We start from the raw sequence: 23,376 nt of genomic DNA, 5'->3' as shown, positions 1-23,376 counted from the left end.
CCCAAGGAGTACGCCATGAGCAAGCCCACGCCCCTGTCCGGTTTCCCCGAGTGGACGCCGGCGCAGCGGATGATCGAGCAGTTCGTGCTGGACCGGATCCGCGCCACGTTCGAGTTGTACGGCTTCGCGCCGCTGGAGACCCGGTCGGTCGAGCCGCTGGACCAGTTGCTGCGCAAGGGGGAGACCTCGAAGGAGGTCTACCTGCTGCGCCGGTTGCAGGCCGACGTCGACGGCCCGGCCGGCGACGACGCGCTCGGCCTGCACTTCGACCTGACCGTGCCGTTCGCCCGCTACGTGCTGGAGAACGCCGGCAAGCTCCAGTTCCCGTTCCGCCGCTACCAGATCCAGAAGGTGTGGCGGGGCGAGCGCCCGCAGGAGGGCCGCTACCGCGAGTTCCTCCAGGCCGACATCGACATCGTCGACCGGGACACGCTGCCGGCGCACTACGAGGCCGAGATGCCGCTGGTCATCGGCGACGCGCTGCGGTCGCTGCCCATCCCGCCGGTGCGCATCCAGGTCAACAACCGCAAGATCTGCGAGGGCTTCTACCGGGGCGTCGGGCTGACCGACCCGGAGGCGGCGCTGCGGGCGGTGGACAAGCTCGACAAGATCGGCCCGGCGCGGGTGGCCGAGTTGCTGGCCGAGACCGCCGGGGCGAGCGAGGCGCAGGCCAAGGCGGCCCTGGCGCTGGCCGAGATCTCCGCGCCGGACGCCTCGTTCGCCGACGCGGTGCGAGCCCTCGGCGTCGACGACCCGCTGCTCGACGAGGGGGTCGCGGAGCTGACCGCCGTGGTGGAGACCGCCGCCGCGCACGCGCCCGGCCTCTGCGTCGCCGACCTGCGCATCGCCCGCGGGCTCGACTACTACACCGGCACCGTCTACGAGACCCAGATGATCGGGTACGAACGGTTCGGCTCGATCTGCTCCGGCGGCCGGTACGACAACCTGGCCAGCGCCGGCAACGTCCGGTTCCCCGGGGTGGGCATCTCGATCGGGGTGACCCGGATGCTCGGTCTGCTCTTCGGTGCCGGGGCGCTGACCGCGTCCCGGTCGGTGCCGACGTGCGTGCTGGTCGCGGTCACCGCCGAGGAGGACCGGGCGGCCAGCGACGCGGTCGCGGCGGCGCTGCGCTCCCGGGGCGTGCCCACCGAGGTGTCGCCGTCCGCGGCGAAGTTCGGCAAGCAGATCCGGTACGCCGAGCGGCGGGGCATCCCGTACGTCTGGTTCCCGGGGGCGGACGGCGACGAGGTGAAGGACATCCGGTCCGGCGACCAGGTGGCCGCGGCGGCGGGCGAGTGGACCCCGCCCCGGGCGGACCTGAAGCCGCTGGTCGGCGGCGCTGGCGTCTGACGACGATTCGACCTACGGTGGCGTAAGTTACGCCACCGTAGGGAGAACGTCGTGTCCGTGCTCAGTCAGACCGCTCTGCTCACCGAACTCGAACCTGTCGTGGAGAAGAACCTCGACCGGCATCTGTCGCTGGCCAAGGAGTGGTTCCCGCACGAGTACGTGCCGTGGAGCGACGGGCGCACGTTCGACGGCCCGCTCGGCGGCGAGGCGTGGTCGGAGGCCGACTCGACGCTGCCCGAGGCCGCCCGCACCGCGCTGATCGTCAACCTGCTCACCGAGGACAACCTGCCCTCCTACCACCACGAGATCGCCAGCCTGTTCGGGCGGGACGGCGCGTGGGGCACCTGGGTGCACCGGTGGACCGCGGAGGAGGGGCGGCACGGCACCGCGATCCGCGACTACCTCACGGTGAGCCGGGCGGTCGACCCGGTGGCGCTGGAGCGGGCCCGGATGGTGCACATGTCCGCCGGCTACCACAACGTCCACGACGACGAGGTGCTGCACTCGCTGGCGTACGTGTCGTTCCAGGAACTGGCCACCCGCATCTCGCACCGCAACACCGGCCGGGCCACCGGCGACCCGGTCTGCGAGGCGCTGCTGTCCCGGGTGGCGGCGGACGAGAACCTGCACATGGTCTTCTACCGCAACCTGCTCGCGGCGGCGTTCGAGCTGGCGCCGGACCAGGCGATGCGGGCTGTCGCCGACGTGCTGGCCGACTTCCAGATGCCGGGGGTGGGCATCGACGGCTTCGCCCGCAAGTCGGTGGCGATCGCGCTGGCCGGCATCTACGACCTGCGCCAGCACCGCGACGAGGTGGTGGTGCCGGTGCTGCGCCAGTGGAACCTGTTCGAGGTCACCGGCCTGACCGGCGACGGCGAGGCCGCCCGCGAGCAGATCGCCGCCCACCTGGACATGCTGGAGACCCAGGCGGCCCGCTTCGAGGAGCGCCGCGCCGCCCGTGCCGCCCGCCTGACCCGCACCCCCTGATCCCCTCCACGCCTTCTGCAGTTTCACGGAAAGAGTGGCTGTCCGGCCGCAGATGGCCACTCTTTCCGTGAAACTGCGCGAAGCCGTGGGGTGGGGGGAGGGGGAGGGGGAGGGGGAGGTCAGGGGGTTTCGAGGGGGAAGAGGAGGCAGGTGGAGGTGGCGTGGGCGACCAGGCGGTCCGTCGGGTCGGTCAGGCGGGCCTCGGCCAGCGCGGTGCGGCGACCCCGTTGCAGCACGGTGCCCTCGCAGCGCAGCATGCCGCTGGTCACGGTGACCGGGCGGAGGAACTTCACGTTGAGGTCGAGCGAGGTGTAGCCGACGCCGGCCGGCAGCGTCGTGTGCACGGCGCAGCCGGCGGCGGTGTCGAGCAGGGTGGAGAGGACGCCACCGTGCACCGTGCCGAGCGGGTTGTAGTGGAACTCCTGCGGCAGCAGCTCGACGACGACGCGACCCTCGTCGGCCGTCATCCGCGCCATGTCGATCAGGTGCATGACCGGCGGCGCGGCCAGCTCGCCGGCGATCATCGCGCGCAACAGGTCGAGGCCGCTGCGCCGGCCGACGTGGGCCGCTCCGGCTACCGGGTCGGACCAGGTGAACGTGCGGCTGCGCTCCTGCGTCTGGCTCATGGACCCAGCCTCGCAGCACGTTGCTGAGTCTGTCAATCAGACCTAGCCTGGTCGGCATGAGACCCGCGGCACTGGACTGGTCGGTGGAGAACTGCACCATCGCGCGCGCCATGGAGATCCTCGGCGAGCGGTGGACCGTGGTCGTGCTCCGCGAGGTGTTCAACGGCGTACGCCGCTTCGACGACATGCGGGTACGCACCGGCATTCCGCGTCAGGTGCTGACCAACCGGCTGTCCATGCTGGTGGAGCGCGGCGTCCTGCGGCGGGAGCCGTACCGCGAGCCGGGCAGCCGGCCGCGGCACGAGTACCGGCTCACCGAGATGGGGCTGGACCTGTGGCCGGTGCTGGTGGCGGTGCTCGGGTGGGGCGACCGGTACCTGGCCGACCCGGAGGGTCCGCCGCTGACCGTGACGCACCGCGACTGCGGCGCCGAGGTGCGGGTGGCGCTGCGCTGCGCCGAGGGGCACGACGTGGCCGAGCCGCGGGACGTCCTGCCCGTCCCCGGCCCGGGCGCGCGCCGTCGCGGCTGAGCAGGGCCGCGTCCGGTCTGACACCCTGGTGACGATGTTGTTGCTGCAGCGTTACATGCGGCGCCGGTGCGAATCCGGTCAAACGCATGTCTTGTTTACGATCTTAAATGTGTGAATACTTTGGTCAGCCCGGACGGTTTCCCCAGGTCGCCCGGGTTGTCCTCGGGCGTTTCCCCATGACAGCGCCCGTTCACCCCCATCCGGAGGTTGTTACATGCGACCCACGAGGTCCACGCTCCGTCGCGCCGCCGCCGTCGCCGTCGCCGGTACCCTGGTCACCGGCTCGCTCCTCGGCGCACCCGCTCAGGCCGCCCCCTCGCCCGCCTCGCCCGACGCCGCCGCCTCCCTCGTCGCCAAGCTCGGCGACCGCGCCGCCGGCACGTACGCCGACGCCAGCGGCAAGATGGTCGTCACCGTGACCGACGCCGCCGCCGCCCGCCAGGTGCACGCCGCCGGCGCCGTGCCGAAGCTCGTCACCCGCGGCGCCAACCAGCTCAAGGCCGCCACCAGCGAGCTGGAGCGCTCCGCCAAGATCCCGGGCACCGCCTGGTGGACCGACGCGGCCACCAACCAGGTCGTCGTCTCCGTCGACAGCACCGTCACCGGCGCCAAGCTGGAGCGGGTCAAGGCCGCCGCCGCCCGCACCGGTGGCGCGGTCCGCATCGAGGCCGAGGCCGGCACGCTGACCACCCGGATCTCCGGCGGCCAGGCCATCTACACCGGTGGCTACCGCTGCTCGCTCGGCTTCAACGTGCGCAGCGGCTCGACGTACTACTTCCTAACCGCCGGGCACTGCACCAACCTGGGCTCGACCTGGTACTCGAACTCCGGCCAGACCAGCGTCCTCGGCACCCGGACCGGCACCAGCTTCCCGGGTAACGACTACGGCATCGTCCGGCACAGCAACTCGGCCAACGCGGCCGGCAACGTCTACCTCTACAACGGCAGCTACCAGGACATCACCACGGCCGGCAACGCGTACGTGGGCCAGGCCGTCAAGCGTTCCGGCAGCACCACCGGCCTGCGCAGCGGCAGCGTCTCCGCCACCAACGCGACGGTCAACTACGCCGAGGGCAGCGTCTCCGGCCTGATCCGCACCAACGTCTGCGCCGAGGGTGGCGACAGCGGCGGCTCGCTCTTCGCCGGCAGCACCGCGCTCGGCCTCACCTCCGGCGGCAGCGGCAACTGCTCCTCCGGCGGCACCACCTACTTCCAGCCGGTCACCGAGCCGCTCAGCGTCTACGGCGTGAGCGTCTTCTGATCCGCACCGCGCGAACGGGCCGCCGGGTGACCGGCGGCCCGTTCCGTGTGCACCGGCTTCGGCGGCGTGGACCGGGGTTCGGCCGGCCGCGTGTACCGGGGCTCGGCAGCGTGCACCGGGTTCGGCCCGGTCGGCGGGCGGGGAGTGCCGGGCCCCGGACCGGGTAGGTATCGGCCGGTGAGCGCCTCCCCGACCGACGTGACCGACGTGACCGACCGGCAGCCGTCCGCCTGGGCGCCGCTGCGGTCGGCCGCGTTCCGCAGCCTCTGGCTGGCGGTGCTGGCCAGCAACATCGGCACCTGGATGCAGACCGTCGGCGCCCAGTGGCTGCTGGTCGACGCTCCGGGCGCCGCGACCCTGGTGTCGCTGGTGCAGACCGCCAGCATGCTGCCGGTGCTGATGCTGGCGCTGCCGGCCGGCGCGCTCGCCGACACGTTCGACAGGCGGCGGCTGCTGATCGCCGTGCAGTGCTTCCTGGCCGCCGTCGGCGTGCTGCTCACCGTGCTGACCGCGGCCGGCCGGATGCCGCCGGCGTTGCTGCTCACGCTCACCTTCGGCCTCGGCGTCGGACAGGCGCTCACGCTGCCCGCCTGGCAGGCGGTGATCCCGGAACTGGTACCCCGCTCGCAGCTCGTCTCCGCCTCCGCGCTCGGCTCGATCAGCGTCAACCTGGCCCGTTCGGTCGGTCCGGCGGTCGCCGGCGTACTGGTGGCCCAGGCCGGCGTGGCGGTGGTCTTCGCGGTCAACGCGGTCTCGTTCGCGATCTTCGCGGTGACGCTGGTGCGGTGGCGCCCGGCACGCCGGGAGCAGGACGCCGCGCCGGAGCGGTTCACCGCGGCGCTGCGCGCCGGCGGTCGGTACGTGCGGCACTCGCCGGTGGTCCGCCGGATCCTGCTGCGCGCCGCCCTGTTCGTGGTGCCCGGCAGCGCGTTGTGGGCGCTGCTGCCGCTGGTCGCCAGCCGCCGGCTCGGCCTCGGCGCGGGCGGCTACGGCGTGCTGCTCGGCGCGCTCGGCGTCGGCGCGGTGGCCGGCGCGCTGGTGCTGCCCCGGGTACGCCGGGTGCTCTCCAGCAACCACCTGCTGCTCCTGGCCGGACTGCTGTACGCGGTGGTGCTGGCGACGCTCGCGCTGGTGCCGGTGCCGGCGGTGGCGGTGGTCGCGCTGGTGCCCGCCGGGCTGGCCTGGATGACGGTGCTGTCCAGCGTCAACGCCGCCATGCAGCTCTTCCTGCCCGGCTGGGTACGCGCCCGCGGCCTGTCGGTCTACCAGATGGTGTTCGCCGGCGGTCAGGCGCTCGGGGCGGTCGCCTGGGGCGCGCTCGGCGAGTTCACCGGCCTGGTCGACGCGCTCACCGTGGCCGCCGCGCTGATGGCGGTCGGCGCGCTGAGCGTGCTGCTCTGGCCGTTGCGGGAGACCCGGGGCGTGGACCGCGATCCGGCCGTGTACTGGCCCGAGCCGCACCTGACGCTGGAGCCGCCGGCGCGGGGCGGTCCGGTGCTGGTCACCGTCTCGTACACGGTCCGCCCCGAGCGGCAGGCCGAGTTCGTCGAGGCGATGCGCGCGGTCGGCCGGTCCCGCCGGCGTACCGGCGCGATGCGGTGGGGGCTGTTCCGGGCCGGCGAGCGGGCCGACGGTTTCGTCGAGGTGTACCAGGTGCCGACCTGGGAGGAGCACCTGCGCCAGCACGGCGGCCGGCTCACCGGCGCGGACCGGGTGGTCGAGGAACGGGCCCGGGCGCTGGCCGAGGACGACGTCCGGGTCAACCACCTGCTGCCGGCCGAGCCGGAGTGACGGGGCGTCGGACGGGTCAGGCCGGGGTGATCCGGGTGTCGGTGAGGATCACGATCGAGTCGGGAAACTGGCACTCCACGGACAGGATGAGGCCGTCGGCGCCGGCCACGTCGGCGGCGAGCTTCCCGGGCGCGCCCTCCCGGGCGTCCACGAGCGCACGCTTCAGCCGGTCCACGCCGCTGTCGTCGGGCCGGCGGACCGCCGCGTACGCGATGACCCGTACCGGGGCCTGCGGGTCCTCCGGGGAGTGCGCCCGCACGGTGAGCGTCAGATCCTGGTAGCGACGCCGCAGTTCGTAGGTCACCTCACGCTGTTTGTCTCCGGAGACGTTCTCCGGGCACCGGACGGCGACCGCCCGGTCCAGACCGGCCGTGCCCTTGAGCGCTCGGGGGAGGTCGACGGTGTTCCCGGCGCCCGGCGCCACCGGCAGGCTGTCCAGGTGCACCCAGGCGGGCCCGGACGTCGGGGCGGCGGGACCGGTGGTCGGGGCGGCGGCACCGTCCGGGCTCGGCGTACTGGTCACCCCGGCCGGGGTGTGCGCGGTGTCCGGCTCCTCGCGTTCCCAGCCGAAGTAGTCGCGCAGCAGCGCCAGGCCGGCGATGACGACGCCGACGATCGCGGCGGCCGTGGTCACCCACAGCCCGAACCTCGGTCCGTTGTCGCCTCGGCCTCGGCCGGAACCGGCGGGCTGCTCCTTGTCGACGGTCGCCACGCCTCTCCCCGAATGTCCGTTGCCGACGCGATTGCGCCCGTGTTTCTATCATCGCCACGGTCCACAAGCGACTCTGTTCGCCTGCGTTGTCCGCTTGGCGACAGCGCAACCGCTCTGATCCTGCGATAACCGCAGTTCGTCAACCGTCGACTGTCAGGAGACGCCTTCATGAGCGAGTCCCGCGGGCCGAACGACCCCCGGCCGAACTTCCCGGGAGCGGACCCGCCACCCGCCGGCGCCGGGGCTCCGTCCGGCCCCGGCCCGTCCGGCGGTCCCGGACGCCCCGTCGGGGTTCCCCGCTCGGGCGGCCGGGGCCTCGTCGTGCTCGCCCTGGGCGTCGCCGGACTCGCGCTGCTGCTGGCCCTCGGTTCGGCGATCTTCGCCTGGCGGGCCCTCGACCAGGCGCAGGACGCGAAGGACATCGCGCTTCGCTCGGGGCCGATCGTGAGCGCGTCGGCGACCGGCGAGCCGGACGGCGGTGCCCAGACGCCCGCCAGCAGCGCGCCGACCGAGGCGGGCGGCACCACTCCCGACGACACGCCCCGCTCGCCGGGGGAGGCGCCCCCGCTCGACGAGCGGACGGTCTACCGACCCAGCTACCAGAAGCAGCCGCTGGTCCTCAAGGCGTCGTGCAGCAACTCGATGTACGCGGACCTGGACGAGCCCCGGACCAGGAACGACGCCACCGGTGCGGACATCCGGTTCAGCCGGGGCTGCGGCAACGAGCCCTCGACGCTCCGGCTGGAGGACGGGGTGGAGGGCACCGACGCGACCTCCGCCAGCGCGACGCCCCAGGAGTGCGCCGAGAAGATCCGCACCGCGCTGATCGGCGAGGGACAGCCGATCCCGGTTCGCAAGGGCACCACGATCTGCGTCACCACCGACTACGCGTACGCCAAGGCACACGGCGATCCGTGGCGGATGGCGCTGATCGAGGTGATCGGCGTGGCGAACGACGGCTCGACCACGCTCCAGGTGACCGGCTGGGACATCCCGGACGCGTGAGCCGGAACGGCGCGGGTTGGCCGGGTGGCGCGGGGGACGCTCCGCAGAGCTGACAGAATGCGGGGACAGCCCCACGATGAGGAGACGCCAGCCGTGATCCGTACCCACAATGCCGGAAGCCTGCGCGCCGCGGACGCCGGCTCGACGGTGACGCTCGCCGGGTGGGTGGCCCGCCGGCGCGACCACGGCGGGGTCATCTTCGTCGACCTGCGCGACGCCTCCGGCGTCGTGCAGGTGGTGTTCCGCGAGGAGGACGCGCACGCGCTGCGCAACGAGTTCTGCGTCAAGGTCGTCGGCGAGGTGACCCGGCGTCCCGAGGGCAACGAGAACCCGGACCTGCCGACCGGCGAGGTCGAGGTGACCGCCACCGCGCTGGAGGTGCTCTCCGAGTCCGCGCCGCTGCCGCTGCCGGTGGACGACCAGGTCGAGGCCGGCGACGACATCCGGCTGAAGTACCGCTACCTCGACCTGCGTCGCGGCGGCCCGGCGAAGGCGATGCGGCTGCGCTCGAAGGCCAACCAGCTCGCCCGCACGGTGCTGCACGAGCGGGACTTCCTGGAGATCGAGACGCCCACGCTGACCCGCTCCACGCCGGAGGGCGCGCGCGACTTCCTGGTCCCGGTGCGCCTCCAGCCGGGGAGCTGGTACGCGCTGCCGCAGTCGCCGCAGCTGTTCAAGCAGCTGCTCATGGTCGGCGGCATGGAGCGGTACTACCAGATCGCCCGCTGCTACCGCGACGAGGACTTCCGCGCCGACCGGCAGCCGGAGTTCACCCAGCTCGACATCGAGATGTCCTTCGTCACCGAGGACGACGTGATCGACCTCGGCGAGGCGATCGTGGCGAAGCTCTGGTCCGAGCTGGCCGGTCACGAGATCGCCCGGCCGATCCCGCGGATCACCTGGCACGACGCGATGGCCCGCTACGGTTCCGACAAGCCGGACCTGCGCTACGGCGTCGAGTTGACCGAGTTGACCGACTACCTGCGCGGCACCGCGTTCCGGGTGTTCGCCGGCGCGATCGACGCGGGTGGCTACGTCGGCGCGGTGGTCATGCCGGGCGGCGCGAGCCAGACCCGCAAGGAGCTGGACGGCTGGCAGGACTGGGCCAAGGCGCGCGGCGCGCGTGGCCTGGCGTACGTGGTACTGGACGCGGAGACCGGCGAGGCGCGCGGCCCGGTGGCGAAGAACCTGTCCGAGGCGCACCTGTCCGGCCTGGCCGACGCGGTCGGCGCGAAGCCCGGCGACGCGATCTTCTTCGCCGCGAGCACGGAGACCCGCGAGGCCCAGGAGCTGCTCGGCGCCGCCCGGATTGAGATCGCCAAGCGGGCCGGCCTGGTCGACGAGAGCGCCTGGGCGTTCTGCTGGGTGGTCGACGCGCCGATGTTCGAGAAGACGGACGACGGCGGCTGGACCGCCGTGCACCACCCGTTCACCTCGCCGAACGCGGAGTGGGTGGACCGCTTCGAGTCCGCGCCGGACCGGGCGCTGGCCTACGCGTACGACATCGTCTGCAACGGCAACGAGATCGGCGGCGGCTCGATCCGTATCCACCGCGGCGACGTGCAGCAGCGCGTGTTCGACCTGCTCGGCATCACCGCCGAGGAGGCGCAGGACAAGTTCGGCTTCCTGCTGGAGGCGTTCAAGTACGGCGCCCCGCCGCACGGTGGCATCGCGTTCGGCTGGGACCGGGTCTGCATGCTGCTGGCCGGCGCGGACTCGATCCGTGAGGTGATCGCGTTCCCGAAGACGCGCGGCGGCTTCGACCCGCTGACCGGCGCGCCGACGCCGATCACCGGGCAGCAGCGCACCGAGGCCGGCATCGACGCCAAGCCGAAGGCGCCCGCCGCGCCGCACGCCGGCACCGCCGGTCCCGCCGCCCCGGTCGCCGACCCCACCTGAGCCCTGCCCTTCCGGTCGCCGGCCCGGCGTCCGAGCTGTTGATCACGAGGTTGGCGGGACGCCGTCGCGGCGGGTCGCCCCGCTAACCTCGTGATCGTGGCGCGACGGGGCGGGACGAGGCTGCTGGTGGTCGGCGGCAGCGGATTTCTGGGCGGCGAGGTGTGCCGGCAGGCGGTCGCCGCCGGCTGGCGGGTGGTCGCGACCTGCCACGCGGGCGGCGTCCGGGTGCCGGGCGTCACGGTCCGCCGGCTCGACGTCACCGACCGGGCCGCGGTGCGCGCGCTGCTGACCGAGGTACGCCCGGACGCCGTGGTCGGCACCCCGTACCGCGTCGACGACTGGGCGGTCACCGCCGACGGGGCGGCCCACGTGGCGTCCGCCGCCGCCGAGGTGGGCGCGCGGCTGGTGCACCTGTCCAGCGACGCGCTGCACGCCGGGCGTCCCGCGCCGTACGCCGATGACGAGCCGCCCACGCCGGTGTATCCGTACGGGGCGGCCAAGGCGGCGGCCGAGACGGCGGTGCGGGCGGTGGACCCGGGGGCGTTGCTGGTGCGGACCTCGCTGATCCTGGGGGAGGGGAGCAAGCAGCTCCAGCGCTGCCGGGACGCGCTCGCCGGCCGGGCCACGTTGTTCAGCGACGAGATCCGCTGCCCGATCGACGTCACCGACCTCGCCGCGGCGGTGCTGGAGCTGCTCCCGACCGACCTGGCCGGCCCGCTGAACGTGGCCGGCCCGGACCAGGTGAGCCGCGCCGACGTCGGACGGCTGCTGGCCCGCCGGCTCGGCGTCGACCCGGCCGGGCTGCGGACCACCACCACGGCCGCCGCCGGTCTGCACCGCCCGATCGAGGTACGCCTCGACTCCGCCCGCGCCACCGGCCTGCTCCGGACCCGCCTGCGCGGCGTCGCCGAGCTGTTCGCCTGACCGTCCGCACGGATGCACACTTTCTTTGCATGAGTCTTGTGCACAGAAAGTGTGCACAGATATTGTGCATCGCATGGAGAGCGAACAGACCCGTCCGGAGCCGCGCCGGGTCCGGCTGGACCACCAGCAGGTGCGTGTGCTGGCCCACCCGCTGCGGATGCGCCTGGTCGGCGCGCTGCGGGTGAACGGGCCGGCCACCGCCACCCGGCTCGCCGAGCTGCTCGGCACCAACACCGGCGCGACCAGCTACCACCTGCGGCAGCTCGCCGAGGTGGGCATGGTGGTCGAGGACCCGGAGCTGGGCACCGGGAGGCAGCGGTTCTGGCGGGCCGCGCACGACGTCACCCAGTGGGAGGCCAGCGACTACGACGACGACCCGGACGCCCGCGCCGCCATCGAGTGGATCGAGGCGGACTACATCCGCTTCTTCACCGAGCACGCCGAACGGTGGGCCGCCCAGCGTCACGAGTGGTCGCCGGCCTGGCGCGACGCGTTCGGCATGGGCGACTTCTTCATGCGGATCCCGGCCGCCCGCCTCGAGGCGATCAAGGCGGAGGTGTTCGCCGTCCTCGAACGGCACCGGGACGAGACCGACCCCGACGACCCCGACGGCGAGCTGGTGCAGCTCTACCTCGCCGCGTTCCCGCTCAGCCCGGTCCTGCCGCCCGCCGAGGAGAAGCCGTGAGCGCCCTGTCCGTACGCCAGATCCGGTTCCGCTACCTCACGCTTCACGGGCTGCGCTGGCTGCCCAGCGGCCTGCTGATGACCGTGATGATCCTGCTGATGCAGGAGCGCGGGCTGTCGCTGTCCCAGATCGGCCTGGTGGCCACCGCGCAGGGCCTGGTGGTGCTGGCGCTGGAGCTGCCCACCGGCGGGTTCGCCGACGCGCTCGGCCGCAGACCGGTGCTGCTGGTCGCCTGGGTGGTCGCGCTGGCCTCCCTGGCGCTGATGGCGGTGGCCGACTCGTTCTGGATGTTCTTCCTGGTCTGGGCGTTGCAGGGCGTCTACCGGGCGCTCGACAGCGGCCCGCTGGAATCCTGGTACGTCGACGCCACGCTGGCCGCCGACCCGGACGCCGAGTACGAACGCGGCCTCGGCTGGGCCGGCACCGTCATCGGCGTCGCCATCGGCGCCGGCGCGCTGCTCGGCGGCGGCCTGGTCGCGCTCGGCCCGTTCGGTCCGGTCAGCGCGTTGACCGGCCCGGTGCTGGTCGCCGCCGCGCTCCAGGCCGTCTCGATCGTGGCGTTGCTGACGCTGATGAGGGAGCAGCGCCCCACGGGCGGCCCGGCCACGGTGCGGGCCTCGGTGGCGCAGGCGCCCCGGATGGTCGGGCAGGCCGTCGGCCTGCTGCGTCGCAACCGGGTGCTGCTGGCCCTGGTCTCCGTCGAGCTGTTCTGGGGCTTCGGCATGGTCACGTTCGAGTCGCTGTTGCCGATCCGGCTGTCCGAGGTGGTCGGTGGCGCCGACCGGGCGGCGGCGCTGCTCGGCCCCGCCGGCTCGGCCGCCTGGCTGGCCAACGCGGCAGGCGCCGCGCTCACCCCGGTCCTGCTGCGTCGCCTCGGCGCCGCGCCGGCCGCCGCGCTGATGCGGGTGCTCCAGGGCGGGACCGTGGTCGGCATGGGCCTGCTCGCCGGCCCGGTCGGCGTGCTGATCGCCTACCTGGCCTGCTACACCGTGCACGGCGCGTCGAACCCGCTGCACATGGGGCTGCTGCACCGGCAGGTCGACGGGCCGTACCGGACCAGTGTGCTGTCGCTGAACTCCATGATGGCCCAACCGGCCGGCGCGCTCGGCGCGGTGGTGCTGACCGCGCTGGCGGACGCCACCAGCGTCCGCGTCGCGATGCTTGTCGGCGCCGTGGTGCTGGCCGTGGCCGCCCCGCTCTACCTGCCGGCCTGGCGCGCCAACCGGGCCGCCGCGCGGTCCGGGGCCGCGCAGCCCCTGGTGGGCCCGGTCCCGGCGACCGGCCCCGACGGAAGTCCCGCCGGCCCCGGGCCGGCGGCCGTGCCGGTGTCGGCACCATCGGTCGGGGCCGCGACCGTGGACCGCTCCTAGCCCAGGTGGACCGTGGTACGCGGCGCGGTGCCGGTGAAGCCCAGCCGGCGGTAGAGCCGGAGCGCGCCGACGTTGACGGTGTAGACCCCGAGCGCCACCTGGTCGTACCGGGTGAACAGGGCGCACGTCATGCCGGCGGTCAACGCCCCGCCCAGCCCTCGACCGCGATGCCCGGGCGCCACGGTCAGCCCGGCCAGGAAACCGATGTCGCCCCGGCTGCGGTCGGCGCCGCAGGCGATCAGGCGGTCCCCGTCCCGGATGCCGTACCAGTCGACGACGCCCGGGTCGCCCGGCCGGGACGTGGTGCTCGGAAAGGCCTCGTCGACGAGCGCCGCCAGCGCGGGGTGGTCGGCCTCGGTGAGCCGTACCACCCGCTCCTGCTCCGGCTGGTGCGGTGGCGGCCCGGTGGTCCAGAGGAAGTCCCAGTCGCTGGAGCGGGCCACCGGCAGGCACGCGCCCAGCGCGTCCGGCGCGACCCGGGACAGGTTCACCGACTGGCCGGCCCGGAGCGTCCCGTCCGCCCGCTGGGCGGCGAGCACCTCCAGCGCCGGGCCGGGCGCGCCGATCGCGCCGCCGGCCGACCACTCGCCCGGCGGCAGCAGCCACCCGACCGTGTCCCCGCGTCGCCACCCCCGCGCGGGCTGGTCGCGGCGCAACGCGTGCCGGGCGTACGGGTGGTGGCCGGTCGCGGCGAGCACCGCCGCCCGCCCGGTCAGCACCTCGTCGACCGTGATCATGTCGCCAGCCTACGAGAGGACCAGCCGTGACCCCCATCCGCTCCGTCCGTACGGTCCGCCTGCCCGGTGCACGCTGCACGCTGCGCGAGTGGACCGACGCGGACGCCCCGGTCCTGCACGAGTTCCTGACCGAGCCCACCGTGGTCGACGGCGTGCTGGACGAGGAGATCCCGACCCCGGAGGTGGTGCGCGAGGCAATACCGGCCTGGCGGGAGACCGCTGGCGGGGAGCCGCGCCCGGAGTACCGGCTCGCGGCGGTCGACGGTGACCTCCTGCTCGGGCTGGGAGTGCTCACGGTGACGTCGGTGGCGCACCGGCGCGGAGAGGTCGGCTACGCGGTGCGGACCGCGCACCGGGGCACCGGGATCGGCACCGAGATCACCCGGTTGCTGCTGGACCTCGCGTTCGCGCGGGTGGGGCTGCACCGGGTGGAGGCGACCGTCCAGCCGGACCATGTCGCGTCCCGCCGCGTCCTGGAGAAGGCCGGCCTGCACGCGGAGGGGGTGAGCCGCGACCACCTGCTCGTCCGCGGCGTCTGGCGGGACTCCGCGCGGTACGCGGTGCTCGCCACCGACCATCTCCACGGTGGAGATTGACGAACAGACCGATCGGGTACATCCGTCGCCGACCTACTGGGAACCCCCACCGGAGGAAACGACATGCTCGCCATTCTCGCGGCCATCGTGTTCGGCTTCGCGCTGCTTCTCGACTTCATGAACACCGACCTCGGCGCCCCCGACCTGTTCAGCACCTCGACGCTCATGCTGATCGGCTTCCTGCTGCTCTCGCTCTACCTGGCCGGGGTCGGCTCCGGCCCGCGCGGTGGCGGGGGCGGCCGGTGGTACCGGGGCCGGCGGCCGGGTCGCGGCTGACCGGAAAAGACCACAGGGGTCGGGTCGGCGGCGCGATTCCGGCGCCGTCGGCCCGGCCCGGTACTGTTCTCGTGATGGAATCCGACGCCCTCTTCACCCTCGGCGAGCCCGCCGGAGCGCCCGGCGCACCCGCGGCCTCCGGCGGCGTCGACAGTTTCACCGACACCCGCGCGGATTCACCGCTGCCGGTCCGGATGCGGCCGGCCGGCCTGGACGAGCTGATCGGCCAGGACCATCTGCTCGCCCCCGGCGCACCGCTGCGCCAGCTGGTCGAGGGGGCCGCGCCGATGTCGGTCATCCTCTGGGGTCCCCCCGGCAGCGGCAAGACCACGATCGCCCACCTGGTGGCCCGCACCACCGACCGGCGCTTCGTGGCGATGTCCGCGCTGACCGCCGGCGTGAAGGACGTCCGCGCGGTCATCGAGACCGCCCGCCGGCAACGCCGCTCCGGTGGCCCGCCGACCGTGCTCTTCATCGACGAGGTGCACCGGTTCAGCAAGACCCAGCAGGATTCGCTGCTCGCCGCCGTCGAGGACCGCACGGTCACGCTGCTCGCGGCGACCACGGAGAATCCGTACTTCTCAGTCATCTCGCCGCTGCTGTCCCGCTGCGTGCTGCTCACCCTCCAGGCGCTCGACGACGACGCCGTGCGCGGGCTGCTGCGCCGCGCGGTGGCCGACGAGCGCGGGCTCGGCGGCGCGCTGGTCCTGGCCGAGGACGCGGAGGACCATCTGGTCCGGCTCGCCGGCGGCGACGTGCGCAAGGCGCTCACCGCGCTGGAGGCGGCGGCGGCCACCGCGACCGCCACCGGCGCGGCGCGGATCGACCTCGCCGTCGCCGAGCAGGCGGTCGACGTGGCGGCCGTGCGCTACGACCGGGACGGCGACGCGCACTACGACGTGACAAGCGCCTTCATCAAGAGCATGCGGGGCTCGGACGTGGACGCGGCACTGCACTGGCTGGCCCGGATGCTGGTGGCCGGCGAGGACGCCCGGTTCATCGCCCGCCGGATGGTCATCTTCGCCAGCGAGGACGTCGGCATGGCCGATCCCACCGCGCTGACCGTGGCCACCGCCGCGGCGCACGCCGTGGAGTACGTCGGCCTGCCCGAGGCCCAGCTCAACCTCGCGCAGGCGGTCATCCACCTCGCCACCGCCCCGAAGTCGAACTCGGCCACGACCGCCATCGGGGCCGCCGTCGCCGACGTGCGCGCCGGTCGCGGCGGGTCGGTTCCGCGCGGGCTGCGGGACGCCCACTACTCCGGGGCGCGCGGGCTCGGCCACGGGGCCGGCTACCGGTACCCGCACGACGACCACCGGGGGGTGGTCACCCAGCAGTACGCTCCGGACGACCTCGTCGGGACCGACTACTACCGACCCAGCGGGCACGGCGCGGAGCGGGCGTTGGCCACCCGGCTGCCGGTGCTGCGTCGGATCGTCCGCGGGTTGCCCGCACCGGTGACGCGGGGGGAGGCCGGTACGCCGGTCGCCGCGTCCGGGGTCCGGGCAAGCGGCACCGAGCAGGTCGGCGGGGCGAGTGAGGGTGGCGGCGACGCCACCGAGGGGGGTCAACAGTGATGGCGCGTGGTCCGGATCGGCCGGCGGACGGCCCTGACGAGCGGCGCGATCCGAAGGCCAAGGGCCGCCGGTGGGGGCGCGGCCGGTCCGCCGAGGCCGAGCCGGACCAGGCGGTCGCCGGCGAGGAGTTCGGCTGGATCGACGACCTGCGTAGCGCCAAGCAGCAGCGCGGCGAACTCGGCCCGGAGGGGGAGACGCCACCGGGCCCGGGTCCGCGACCCGGTGCCGCCCGCGTCCCCGAGCCGGATCGGCCGCCCCGCCCGGGCGCGGCGCCCCCACCCGGTCCCGGCGGCCCCGGCCCCGGTGCGCCGTCGGCGCCCGGCGGAGCGGCCCCGCAACCTCCGGCCCCCGGCCGGGCGACTCCACCAACTCCGCCAGCCGGCCGATCGGCTCCGCCGCCTCCGGCCCCCGGTCGGGCGGCCCCGCCGCCTCCCGCACCGGGACGACCGGGCGGGTACGCCCCGGGACCCGGTGGTCCGGCCGCACCGCCGTCGGGCACCGGTGGACCCGGCCCGCAGCCCTCGATGCCCGGCCGTCCTGGCGGCCCGCCGACGGCCCCCGGTCGTGCCGCCGCGCCGGCTCCCGAGCCCGGTCGCCCCGGCCCGCAGCCCCCGACGCCCGGTCGTCCCGGCCCGCAGCCCCCGACGCCCGGTCGGCCCGGCCTGCCGCCCCCGACGTCCGGTCGGCCCGGCCCGGCGTCGGCCGCCGGCCAGCCGGGTCGCGCCCCGCAGGCAACCGGTGGACCCCACCCGACCGGCGCCGGTGCAGCCGATCGAACCGACGCGACGATGGCGCCGGTGACGAGTCGCTCCGGCGCGGCGGCGCCCCCGGGCACCGGTGGTCCCGCCCCGGCGCCGCCGGTACCCGGCCGCTCCGGCCCGGACCGTCCTTCGGGCGCCGGCCGCTCCGGTCCGGACCTGCCTCCGGGCGCCGGCCGTCCCGGTCCGGACCTGCCTCCGGGCGCCGTTCGTCCCGGCCCGGCAGCGCCCCCCGGCGGCCCCGGTCCCCGTCCGCAGGCGGCCCGGCGTGGTCCCGACCCGACCGGGTCCGGGCCGGTGGCGCCGCCGGCCCGTCCCGCCGGCCCCGAGCCGGTCACGCCGCGCCGTCCCGTGGAGGGGCCCTGGCCCGGTGTGCCCGAGGCGCCCCGGCCGGACGGCCCGCCGCACCGTCGCGGCACGGACGGCCCCACCGGTCGGCAGCCGGCGATCGCCGGCCGGTCGGCCGGTCCTGCGGTCGCACCCCCGACCGGCCCGCCCACCGGACGAACCGGACCCGACCGCGCCGCAGCCGAGCAGGGTCCGGCATGGCCGTCCCCCGGGGACGGCGGCGCCTCCCGGACGGCGACGCCTCCCACCCCGCTCGGCCGGCACGGCGTCGAGACGCCCGGCTCCCACGCCGCGGGCCTGGACACCGGAACCCGGCCCGCCGCCACCGGTCGCCGCGCGTCGCCCGACGACCCGGGCGCGGTCCGGCCGGTCTCCGGCGCGGGCCGCCGGGCGCGACCCGACGACGAGCCGACCGGCGCGACGCCGGCCCCCGGCGGTGGACGACGCTCCCGCCACGAGGCGACCCCGCCCGCCGGTGGCCACCGCTCGCCGGAGGGTGCGGTCGACCCCGCCGCCCGACCGGTCTCGGGTGCCGGCCGGCGGGCCGCCGCCGAGCCGGACCGGCCGACCGCCGTGCCCCGCAGCGGGAACGCCCCGGAGCTTCCCGGTGCCACCGCGCCCGTCTCCGGCGCCCCGGCGGAGGGGGCGGGCCCGCCCGCTTCCCGCCGCGCCCCCGCCCGTGGCCGGCGGGCCGCTCCCGACGCTCCCGGTGCCGCCAACGCTCCCGGTCCCGCAGGTGCCGCCGCTCCGCCGGCCCGGGCGCCGCGCCCGGCGGCCGACGAGGCGGGTGAGCCACGCGCGCAGCGCCCGGAGCGGCCCGCCGACTGGCTGCGCCAGGCCGGCCGTGCGTCGCACACCGACCCCGCCATGCCGGCCGCCCGTCGGCCGGCCGGCCCGCCGGTCGACGAACCGGCCGGCGGCCCGGACCGCGCACCGACCGGCCGCGCCGTGGCCGGGCCGCCCGTTCGACCCGAGCCGGCCGGCCGATCCCAGCCGCCGGGGCCGCCGGCTCGCGAGCATCCCGTCCGACCCGAGCCGGCTGGCCGATCCCAGCCGCCCGGGGCACCCGTTCGACCCGAGCATCCGGTCCGGTCCGAGCCGCCCGGCCCGGCCCGGGGCGCGGCCCGAGCCGGGGTATCGCCGGTGGCCGGAGACCGCGGCGCGGCCGGTCCGGCCCGCGCGGGCGTGCCGCCGACGGGGCCGGGCGGTCCCGGCCCGCAGGGCGACCCCGAGCGCACCGGTGGCCTGACGGCGCGGGGAGGCCGTCCGGACGGGCGCGGTCCGGTCCGTCCCGACGACTCCGTCGCGCCGGGCGGCGCGCCCCGTCCGGCGGGAGCGCCCGAGCCACGACCGGCCGGCGGACCGACGGTGGCCCGGGCCGCCGCCGGGGTGGCCCGACCGACCGGGCCGGCCGAGCGGACCGCTGACCGGACCGCCGGGCGGGCTGTCCCGCCCACCCCGGAACCGGTCCGGGCCGCGGCCGCCGCGCCCGTCGGCGGGGTGCCGGGGGCGCCGGCGGTGGCGCGGGCGGCTGCGGTCGTACCGCCGGGGGAGGCCGCGGGGCCGCGGCCCGGCGCGGGCGACGAGCCCATGCCGCGACCGGCCGGCCCCGGTGCGGACGGGGCGGAGGCCGGTGGCCTGCGCGGCGCCCGCTCCGAACTGCGTCGGCAGATGCGCGAACGGCGCCGGCTACGGATGGGCCTCCTCGCGCTTGTCAGTCTCGTGCTGCTGGGCGCGGTCCCGCTCTACTTCGGGATGCGGACGCTCAGCCGGGACCCGGTCTTCGACACGCTCGACGCCCTCGACGTGCCGTCCTGGGCGGCGACGAAGACGGTCGACAACGTCAGCGGCAGCCGCTGGTGCCTCCAGGACTGCCGGTTGCGGGAACGCGCGGTCGAGTCCGACCAGGGGTGGAAGCAGACCGTCGCCGTCTACGAGCAGGCCCTGGCCAAGGACGGTTGGCGGCGGTGGAAGGTCGACCGCTGCCCGGAGGAGCAGGTCGAGGGCAGCTACACCTGCTGGCGGCGGGACGAGCTCACGCTCGACCTGTGGGTCCGCGACCCCGCCTGCACGCCACCGCCGGTGGACGGGGAGCCGGCGCCGTCCGCGCCGCCCGCGCCCGCAGCGGCGACGTGCACCGGCTCGTTGGTGTCGGTGAAGGTGCGCAACGCGATCGACGACGAGCGCACCGGGCCGACGCCGACCACCGATCCGTCACTCACCGGTGAGGATCCGTTCCCCACCCTCACCGACGACCCGCTCGGCGAGCCGACCCCCTCACCGTCGTGAGCCGACTTCCCTCACGGACGGTAGGGTCTGGGGCTGGCGCGCCCGCCCGCGCCCGGTGACCACCGGGCCGGCGGGGTGCGACGTGGGCAGGTTGGGCAGGTACGGTCGCGCGTTCCGGGGCGTCGGGTCCCGGGGCAATGCTTGAGGAGGACATGCGCGTGAGTGGTGGAGAGATCGCTGCGCTGATCGCGGCCGGTGCGTTCCTGATGCTGGTGCTCGTGCTGGCGGTGCCGATCCTGCGGCTGCGGCACACCGTCGACGCGACGACCCGCATGATCGGCGACCTGAACGAGCGCACCGGGCCGCTGCTGGGGGACGTGAACACCACGGTGAAGAACGTCAACGTGGCGCTGGAGCAGGTGCAGACCTCGCTGGACGGGGTGAACCTCCAGCTCGCCAAGGTGGACACCATGACGAGCCACGCGCAGAACGTCACCGCGAACGTGGCGAACCTGGCCACCGTGGTCTCCGCCGCGGCGGCCAACCCGCTGGTGAAGGTGGCCGCGTTCGGTTACGGCGTGCGCAAGGCCGCCTCCGCCCGCCGGCACGCCGAGACCGAGCGCGAGGTGCGCGACACCATCAAGCAGCAGCGTCGGGCCGCCAAGCGCGGCAACCGCTGACCCGACCGGCGTACGCGGGAAGGATGAGAGCATGAGGCGGTTGTTCTGGCTGGGCATCGGGCTGGCCGTGGGCGTCCTGGTGGTGCGTAAGGCCACCCGGACCGCGCAGGCGTACACCCCGGCGGGCATCGCCAACGGGCTGTCCGAGTCCGCCGGTGGGCTGGTCGAGTCGGTGCGCGCCTTCGTGGACGACGTCCGGGTCTCGATGGCCGAGCGCGAGCAGGAGATCCACGAGGCCTTCGCCCGCGGCGAGGCGTACGACGACGAGTTCGCCGAGCTGCGGGAGGACCCGCGGATCGGCGACCGGCAGATTTTCCCGGAGGAGCACCAGCGATGAAGACGGCGGAGATCAAGCGGCGGTTCCTCGCCCACTTCGAGGCGAACGGGCACGCCGTGGTGCCGTCCGCTCCGCTGCCCGCCATCAGCGACCCGAACCTGCTGTTCATCAACGCGGGCATGGTGCAGTTCGTGCCCTACTTCCTCGGGCAGCAGTCCCCACCGTTCGACCGGGCGGCCAGTGTGCAGAAGTGCATCCGGACGCCGGACATCGACGAGGTCGGCAAGACCAGCCGGCACGGCACGTTCTTCCAGATGAACGGCAACTTCTCGTTCGGTGACTACTTCAAGGACGGGGCGATCCCGCTCGCCTGGGACCTGGCCACCAAGTCGGTCGAGGCGGGCGGCTTCGGGCTGGACCCGGAGCGGATCTGGGCGACGGTCTACCTCGACGACGACGAGGCGTACGACATCTGGCGCGCCACCGGCGTGCCGGCCGAGCGGATCGTGCGCCGCGGCAAGGCCGACAACTTCTGGTCGATGGGCATCCCCGGGCCGTGCGGCCCGTGTTCGGAGCTGTACTACGACCGCGGTCCGGAGTACGGCCGCGAGGGTGGTCCGGAGGTCGACGAGGACCGCTACCTGGAGTTCTGGAACCTCGTCTTCATGCAGTTCGAGCGCGGTCCGGGCGTCGGCAAGGAGGACTTCCCGATCCTCGGCGACCTGCCGGCGAAGAACATCGACACCGGCATGGGCCTGGAGCGGATGGCCTCGCTGTTGCAGGGCGTGGACAACCTCTACGAGATCGACGAGGTCAAGCCGATCCTGGACCGGGCGGCCGAGCTGACCGGCAAGCGGTACGGCGCGCACTCCGGGCACGCGGCCCACCAGTCGCACCCGGACGACGTGCGGCTGCGGGTGATCGCCGACCACGTGCGCACCGCGCTGATGCTGATCGGCGACGGCGTCACCCCGTCGAACGAGGGCCGCGGCTACGTGCTGCGCCGGATCATGCGCCGGGCGATCCGCTCGGTGCGGCTGCTGGGCTACCAGGACCGGGCGCTGCCGGAGCTGCTGCCGGTGGCCCGGGACTGCATGGCCCCGTCGTACCCGGAGCTGGCCGAGGAGTTCGGCCGGATCTCCCAGTACGCGTACGCCGAGGAGGACGCGTTCCTCGCCACGCTGCGCGCCGGCACCACCATCCTGGACACCGCGATCGCGGAGACGAAGTCGGCCGGCAAGCCGGCGCTCTCCGGTGACAAGGCGTTCCAGTTGCACGACACGTACGGCTTCCCGATCGACCTGACCCTGGAGATCGCCGCGGAACAGGGCCTCCAGGTGGACGCCGACGGCTTCCGCCGGCTGATGGCCGACCAGCGCAGCCGCGCCAAGGCGGACGCGCAGGCCCGCAAGACCGGGCACACCGACGTGTCGGCGTACCGGTCGGTGCTCGACGGCGGCGGGCCGGTGGAGTTCACCGGCTACACCGAGCTGAACCGGGAGTCCCGGGTGCGCGCGCTGCTGGCCGGCGGCGCCTCGGTGGCCGCCGCGGCCGAGGGGGACACGATCGAGCTGGTGCTCGACACCACCCCGTTCTACGCCGAGGGCGGCGGGCAGCAGCCCGACCAGGGTCTGATCACGGTCGGTGGCGGGCAGGTCGAGGTCTTCGACGTGCAGCAGCCGGTGCCCGGCCTGATCGTGCACCGGGCCCGGGTGGTGCGCGGCGAGGTCCGCGCCGGGGAGACCGGGTACGCGGAGATCGACGCGTCCCGCCGGCGGGCCATCTCCCGTTCGCACACCGCGACGCACCTGGTGCACCAGACCATGCGGAACTTCCTCGGCGAGTCGGCGACCCAGGCGGGTTCACTGAACGCGCCGGGCCGGCTGCGGTTCGACTTCAACACCCCGACCGGGGTGGCGCCGAGCGTGCTGCACGACGTGGAGCAGCAGGTCAACGAGGTGCTCCTGGCCGACCTGGAGGTGCACGCGTTCGTCACCAGCCAGGAGGAGGCCCGCCGGATCGGCGCGATGGCGTTGTTCGGCGAGAAGTACGGCGAGCGGGTCCGGGTGGTCGAGGTCGGTGACTACGCCCGGGAGCTGTGCGGTGGCACGCACGTGGCCCGCTCGGCCCAGCTCGGCCTGGTCAAGATCCTCTCCGAGGCGTCGGTCGGCTCCGGTGTGCGCCGGATCGAGGCGCTTGTCGGCATGGACGCGTTCGGCTTCCTGGCCCGCGAGCACCTGCTGGTGTCCCGGCTGGCCGAGCTGTTCCGGGTGCCGGGCGAGCAGGTCGCCGACCGGGTGGAGCAGACGGTCACCCAGTTGCGGGACGCGGAGAAGGAGCTGGAGAAGCTCCGCGCCCAGCTCGTGCTCGGCGGGGCGGGCGCGCTCGCGGCGCAGGCGAAGGACGTGCGCGGCGTCGCGTACGTGGGCACCGAGGCGCCCGAGGGCGCGGCGGCCAACGACGTGCGGACCCTCGCGCAGGAGATCCGGGGCCGGATCGACGCGGCCCGCCCGGCGGTGGTCGCGGTGGCGGCCCGGGCGAACGGCAAGGCGTCCCTGGTGGTGGCCGTCAACGCCGCCGCCCGGAGCCGGGGCCTGAGCGCGAAGGACCTGGTCAAGGCCGCGTTCTCCGGTCGGGGCGGCGGCAGCGACGACCTGGCCCAGGGCGGCGGCCTGCCCGCCACGGAGGCGCCGAGCCTGCTGGCCACCGTGGAGAAGGCGATCGCCGATACGGCATGAGCGAACGCACCGAGCGAAGC

At 74.9% G+C, this 23,376-nt stretch carries 20 protein-coding genes; 17 read left to right on the top strand and 3 right to left on the bottom strand.

The features are described 5' to 3' along the window. Positions 1 to 15 precede the first annotated feature (15 nt). Positions 16 to 1,350 carry a histidine--tRNA ligase gene (gene hisS / locus ACLQ2W_RS15435; RefSeq protein ID WP_425787023.1) on the top strand — a complete coding sequence of 445 codons (1,335 nt, stop codon included), beginning with the start codon at positions 16 to 18 and terminating at the stop codon, positions 1,348 to 1,350. A 51-nt stretch (positions 1,351 to 1,401) separates the two neighbouring features. Then, entirely contained in the window at positions 1,402 to 2,337 is a 936-nt protein-coding gene (locus tag ACLQ2W_RS15430; RefSeq protein WP_425787021.1) for an acyl-ACP desaturase, read from the top strand. 119 nt (positions 2,338 to 2,456) lie between these two features. On the opposite strand, the gene ACLQ2W_RS15425 is transcribed toward ACLQ2W_RS15430, so the two are convergent. Then, entirely contained in the window at positions 2,457 to 2,963 is a 507-nt protein-coding gene (locus ACLQ2W_RS15425; RefSeq protein ID WP_281939674.1) for a PaaI family thioesterase, read from the bottom strand. A 56-nt stretch (positions 2,964 to 3,019) separates the two neighbouring features. Here ACLQ2W_RS15425 and ACLQ2W_RS15420 point away from each other — a divergent pair, with 56 nt between their 5' ends. From ACLQ2W_RS15420 to ACLQ2W_RS15410, 3 genes are all read left to right on the top strand, one after another. Next, positions 3,020 to 3,493 (top strand): winged helix-turn-helix transcriptional regulator, encoded by a 474-nt coding sequence (locus tag ACLQ2W_RS15420; RefSeq protein WP_425787020.1) that lies wholly within the window; start codon positions 3,020 to 3,022, stop codon positions 3,491 to 3,493. Between the two features lie 214 nt (positions 3,494 to 3,707). Beyond that, entirely contained in the window at positions 3,708 to 4,754 is a 1,047-nt protein-coding gene (locus tag ACLQ2W_RS15415; RefSeq protein WP_343442174.1) for a S1 family peptidase, read from the top strand. A 177-nt stretch (positions 4,755 to 4,931) separates the two neighbouring features. Next, positions 4,932 to 6,545 (top strand): MFS transporter, encoded by a 1,614-nt coding sequence (locus ACLQ2W_RS15410; protein WP_425787019.1) that lies wholly within the window; start codon positions 4,932 to 4,934, stop codon positions 6,543 to 6,545. Positions 6,546 to 6,561: 16 nt separating this feature from the next. On the opposite strand, the gene ACLQ2W_RS15405 is transcribed toward ACLQ2W_RS15410, so the two are convergent. Further along, the gene (locus ACLQ2W_RS15405) at positions 6,562 to 7,257 is read right to left on the bottom strand and encodes a hypothetical protein (protein WP_425787018.1); all 696 of its coding nucleotides are present in this window, start codon (positions 7,255 to 7,257) and stop codon (positions 6,562 to 6,564) included. Between the two features lie 168 nt (positions 7,258 to 7,425). On the opposite strand from ACLQ2W_RS15405, the gene ACLQ2W_RS15400 reads away from it, so the two are divergent. From ACLQ2W_RS15400 to ACLQ2W_RS15380, 5 genes are all read left to right on the top strand, one after another. Beyond that, a complete protein-coding gene (locus ACLQ2W_RS15400) occupies positions 7,426 to 8,262 on the top strand; it encodes a hypothetical protein (protein ID WP_425787017.1) in 837 nt (278 codons plus the stop codon). Positions 8,263 to 8,355: 93 nt separating this feature from the next. Next, positions 8,356 to 10,161 carry an aspartate--tRNA ligase gene (gene aspS, locus ACLQ2W_RS15395; RefSeq protein ID WP_425787016.1) on the top strand — a complete coding sequence of 602 codons (1,806 nt, stop codon included), beginning with the start codon at positions 8,356 to 8,358 and terminating at the stop codon, positions 10,159 to 10,161. Between the two features lie 96 nt (positions 10,162 to 10,257). Beyond that, positions 10,258 to 11,085 carry an SDR family oxidoreductase gene (locus tag ACLQ2W_RS15390; protein ID WP_425787015.1) on the top strand — a complete coding sequence of 276 codons (828 nt, stop codon included), beginning with the start codon at positions 10,258 to 10,260 and terminating at the stop codon, positions 11,083 to 11,085. Between the two features lie 73 nt (positions 11,086 to 11,158). Further along, a complete protein-coding gene (locus ACLQ2W_RS15385; protein WP_425787013.1) occupies positions 11,159 to 11,770 on the top strand; it encodes an ArsR/SmtB family transcription factor in 612 nt (203 codons plus the stop codon). After that, positions 11,767 to 13,140 carry an MFS transporter gene (locus ACLQ2W_RS15380; protein ID WP_425787012.1) on the top strand — a complete coding sequence of 458 codons (1,374 nt, stop codon included), beginning with the start codon at positions 11,767 to 11,769 and terminating at the stop codon, positions 13,138 to 13,140. The genes ACLQ2W_RS15385 and ACLQ2W_RS15380 overlap by 4 nt, the downstream gene beginning before the upstream one ends. Here the strand turns inward: ACLQ2W_RS15380 and ACLQ2W_RS15375 are convergent. Further along, positions 13,137 to 13,877 carry a GNAT family N-acetyltransferase gene (locus ACLQ2W_RS15375; protein ID WP_425787011.1) on the bottom strand — a complete coding sequence of 247 codons (741 nt, stop codon included), beginning with the start codon at positions 13,875 to 13,877 and terminating at the stop codon, positions 13,137 to 13,139. The genes ACLQ2W_RS15380 and ACLQ2W_RS15375 overlap by 4 nt on opposite strands. A 26-nt stretch (positions 13,878 to 13,903) precedes the next feature. On the opposite strand from ACLQ2W_RS15375, the gene ACLQ2W_RS15370 reads away from it, so the two are divergent. The 7 genes from ACLQ2W_RS15370 to alaS all read left to right on the top strand — a co-directional run bounded on the left by ACLQ2W_RS15370 (position 13,904) and on the right by alaS (position 23,356). Beyond that, positions 13,904 to 14,473, top strand: a complete 570-nt coding sequence (locus ACLQ2W_RS15370) for a GNAT family N-acetyltransferase (protein WP_425787009.1) — start codon at positions 13,904 to 13,906, stop codon at positions 14,471 to 14,473. 63 nt (positions 14,474 to 14,536) lie between these two features. After that, the gene (locus tag ACLQ2W_RS15365; RefSeq protein ID WP_018785054.1) at positions 14,537 to 14,749 is read left to right on the top strand and encodes a hypothetical protein; all 213 of its coding nucleotides are present in this window, start codon (positions 14,537 to 14,539) and stop codon (positions 14,747 to 14,749) included. 74 nt (positions 14,750 to 14,823) lie between these two features. Beyond that, on the top strand, positions 14,824 to 16,326 hold the full coding sequence (locus tag ACLQ2W_RS15360) for a replication-associated recombination protein A (protein WP_425787008.1): 1,503 nt from the start codon (positions 14,824 to 14,826) through the stop codon (positions 16,324 to 16,326). Positions 16,327 to 17,381: 1,055 nt separating this feature from the next. Further along, positions 17,382 to 19,721, top strand: a complete 2,340-nt coding sequence (locus ACLQ2W_RS15355) for a hypothetical protein (RefSeq protein WP_425787007.1) — start codon at positions 17,382 to 17,384, stop codon at positions 19,719 to 19,721. A gap of 158 nt (positions 19,722 to 19,879) precedes the next feature. Then, on the top strand, positions 19,880 to 20,341 hold the full coding sequence (locus ACLQ2W_RS15350) for a DUF948 domain-containing protein (RefSeq protein WP_107160180.1): 462 nt from the start codon (positions 19,880 to 19,882) through the stop codon (positions 20,339 to 20,341). 31 nt (positions 20,342 to 20,372) lie between these two features. Beyond that, on the top strand, positions 20,373 to 20,678 hold the full coding sequence (locus ACLQ2W_RS15345; RefSeq protein ID WP_107160014.1) for a hypothetical protein: 306 nt from the start codon (positions 20,373 to 20,375) through the stop codon (positions 20,676 to 20,678). After that, on the top strand, positions 20,675 to 23,356 hold the full coding sequence (alaS, locus tag ACLQ2W_RS15340) for an alanine--tRNA ligase (RefSeq protein ID WP_425787006.1): 2,682 nt from the start codon (positions 20,675 to 20,677) through the stop codon (positions 23,354 to 23,356). The genes ACLQ2W_RS15345 and alaS overlap by 4 nt, the downstream gene beginning before the upstream one ends. Positions 23,357 to 23,376: the final 20 nt, after the last annotated feature.

The sequence above is a fragment of the Micromonospora sp. DT227 genome (assembly GCF_049841835.1).
GTDB lineage: Bacteria > Actinomycetota > Actinomycetes > Mycobacteriales > Micromonosporaceae > Micromonospora.
The sequence above is the reverse complement of the archived record's forward strand: the minus strand, read 5'-3'. Positions and strand labels throughout refer to the sequence as shown.

Excerpts from the sequence above, each read along its gene's own strand:
- ACLQ2W_RS15375 (WP_425787011.1), bottom strand. The coding sequence starts at position 13,877 with ATGATCACGGTCGACGAGGTGCTGACCGGGCGGGCGGCGGTGCTCGCC.
- ACLQ2W_RS15365 (WP_018785054.1), top strand. The coding sequence starts at position 14,537 with ATGCTCGCCATTCTCGCGGCCATCGTGTTCGGCTTCGCGCTGCTTCTC.
- hisS (WP_425787023.1), top strand. The coding sequence starts at position 16 with ATGAGCAAGCCCACGCCCCTGTCCGGTTTCCCCGAGTGGACGCCGGCG.
- ACLQ2W_RS15415 (WP_343442174.1), top strand. The coding sequence starts at position 3,708 with ATGCGACCCACGAGGTCCACGCTCCGTCGCGCCGCCGCCGTCGCCGTC.
- ACLQ2W_RS15420 (WP_425787020.1), top strand. The coding sequence starts at position 3,020 with ATGAGACCCGCGGCACTGGACTGGTCGGTGGAGAACTGCACCATCGCG.
- ACLQ2W_RS15345 (WP_107160014.1), top strand. The coding sequence starts at position 20,373 with ATGAGGCGGTTGTTCTGGCTGGGCATCGGGCTGGCCGTGGGCGTCCTG.
- ACLQ2W_RS15385 (WP_425787013.1), top strand. The coding sequence starts at position 11,159 with ATGGAGAGCGAACAGACCCGTCCGGAGCCGCGCCGGGTCCGGCTGGAC.
- ACLQ2W_RS15425 (WP_281939674.1), bottom strand. The coding sequence starts at position 2,963 with ATGAGCCAGACGCAGGAGCGCAGCCGCACGTTCACCTGGTCCGACCCG.
- ACLQ2W_RS15360 (WP_425787008.1), top strand. The coding sequence starts at position 14,824 with ATGGAATCCGACGCCCTCTTCACCCTCGGCGAGCCCGCCGGAGCGCCC.
- alaS (WP_425787006.1), top strand. The coding sequence starts at position 20,675 with ATGAAGACGGCGGAGATCAAGCGGCGGTTCCTCGCCCACTTCGAGGCG.
- ACLQ2W_RS15400 (WP_425787017.1), top strand. The coding sequence starts at position 7,426 with ATGAGCGAGTCCCGCGGGCCGAACGACCCCCGGCCGAACTTCCCGGGA.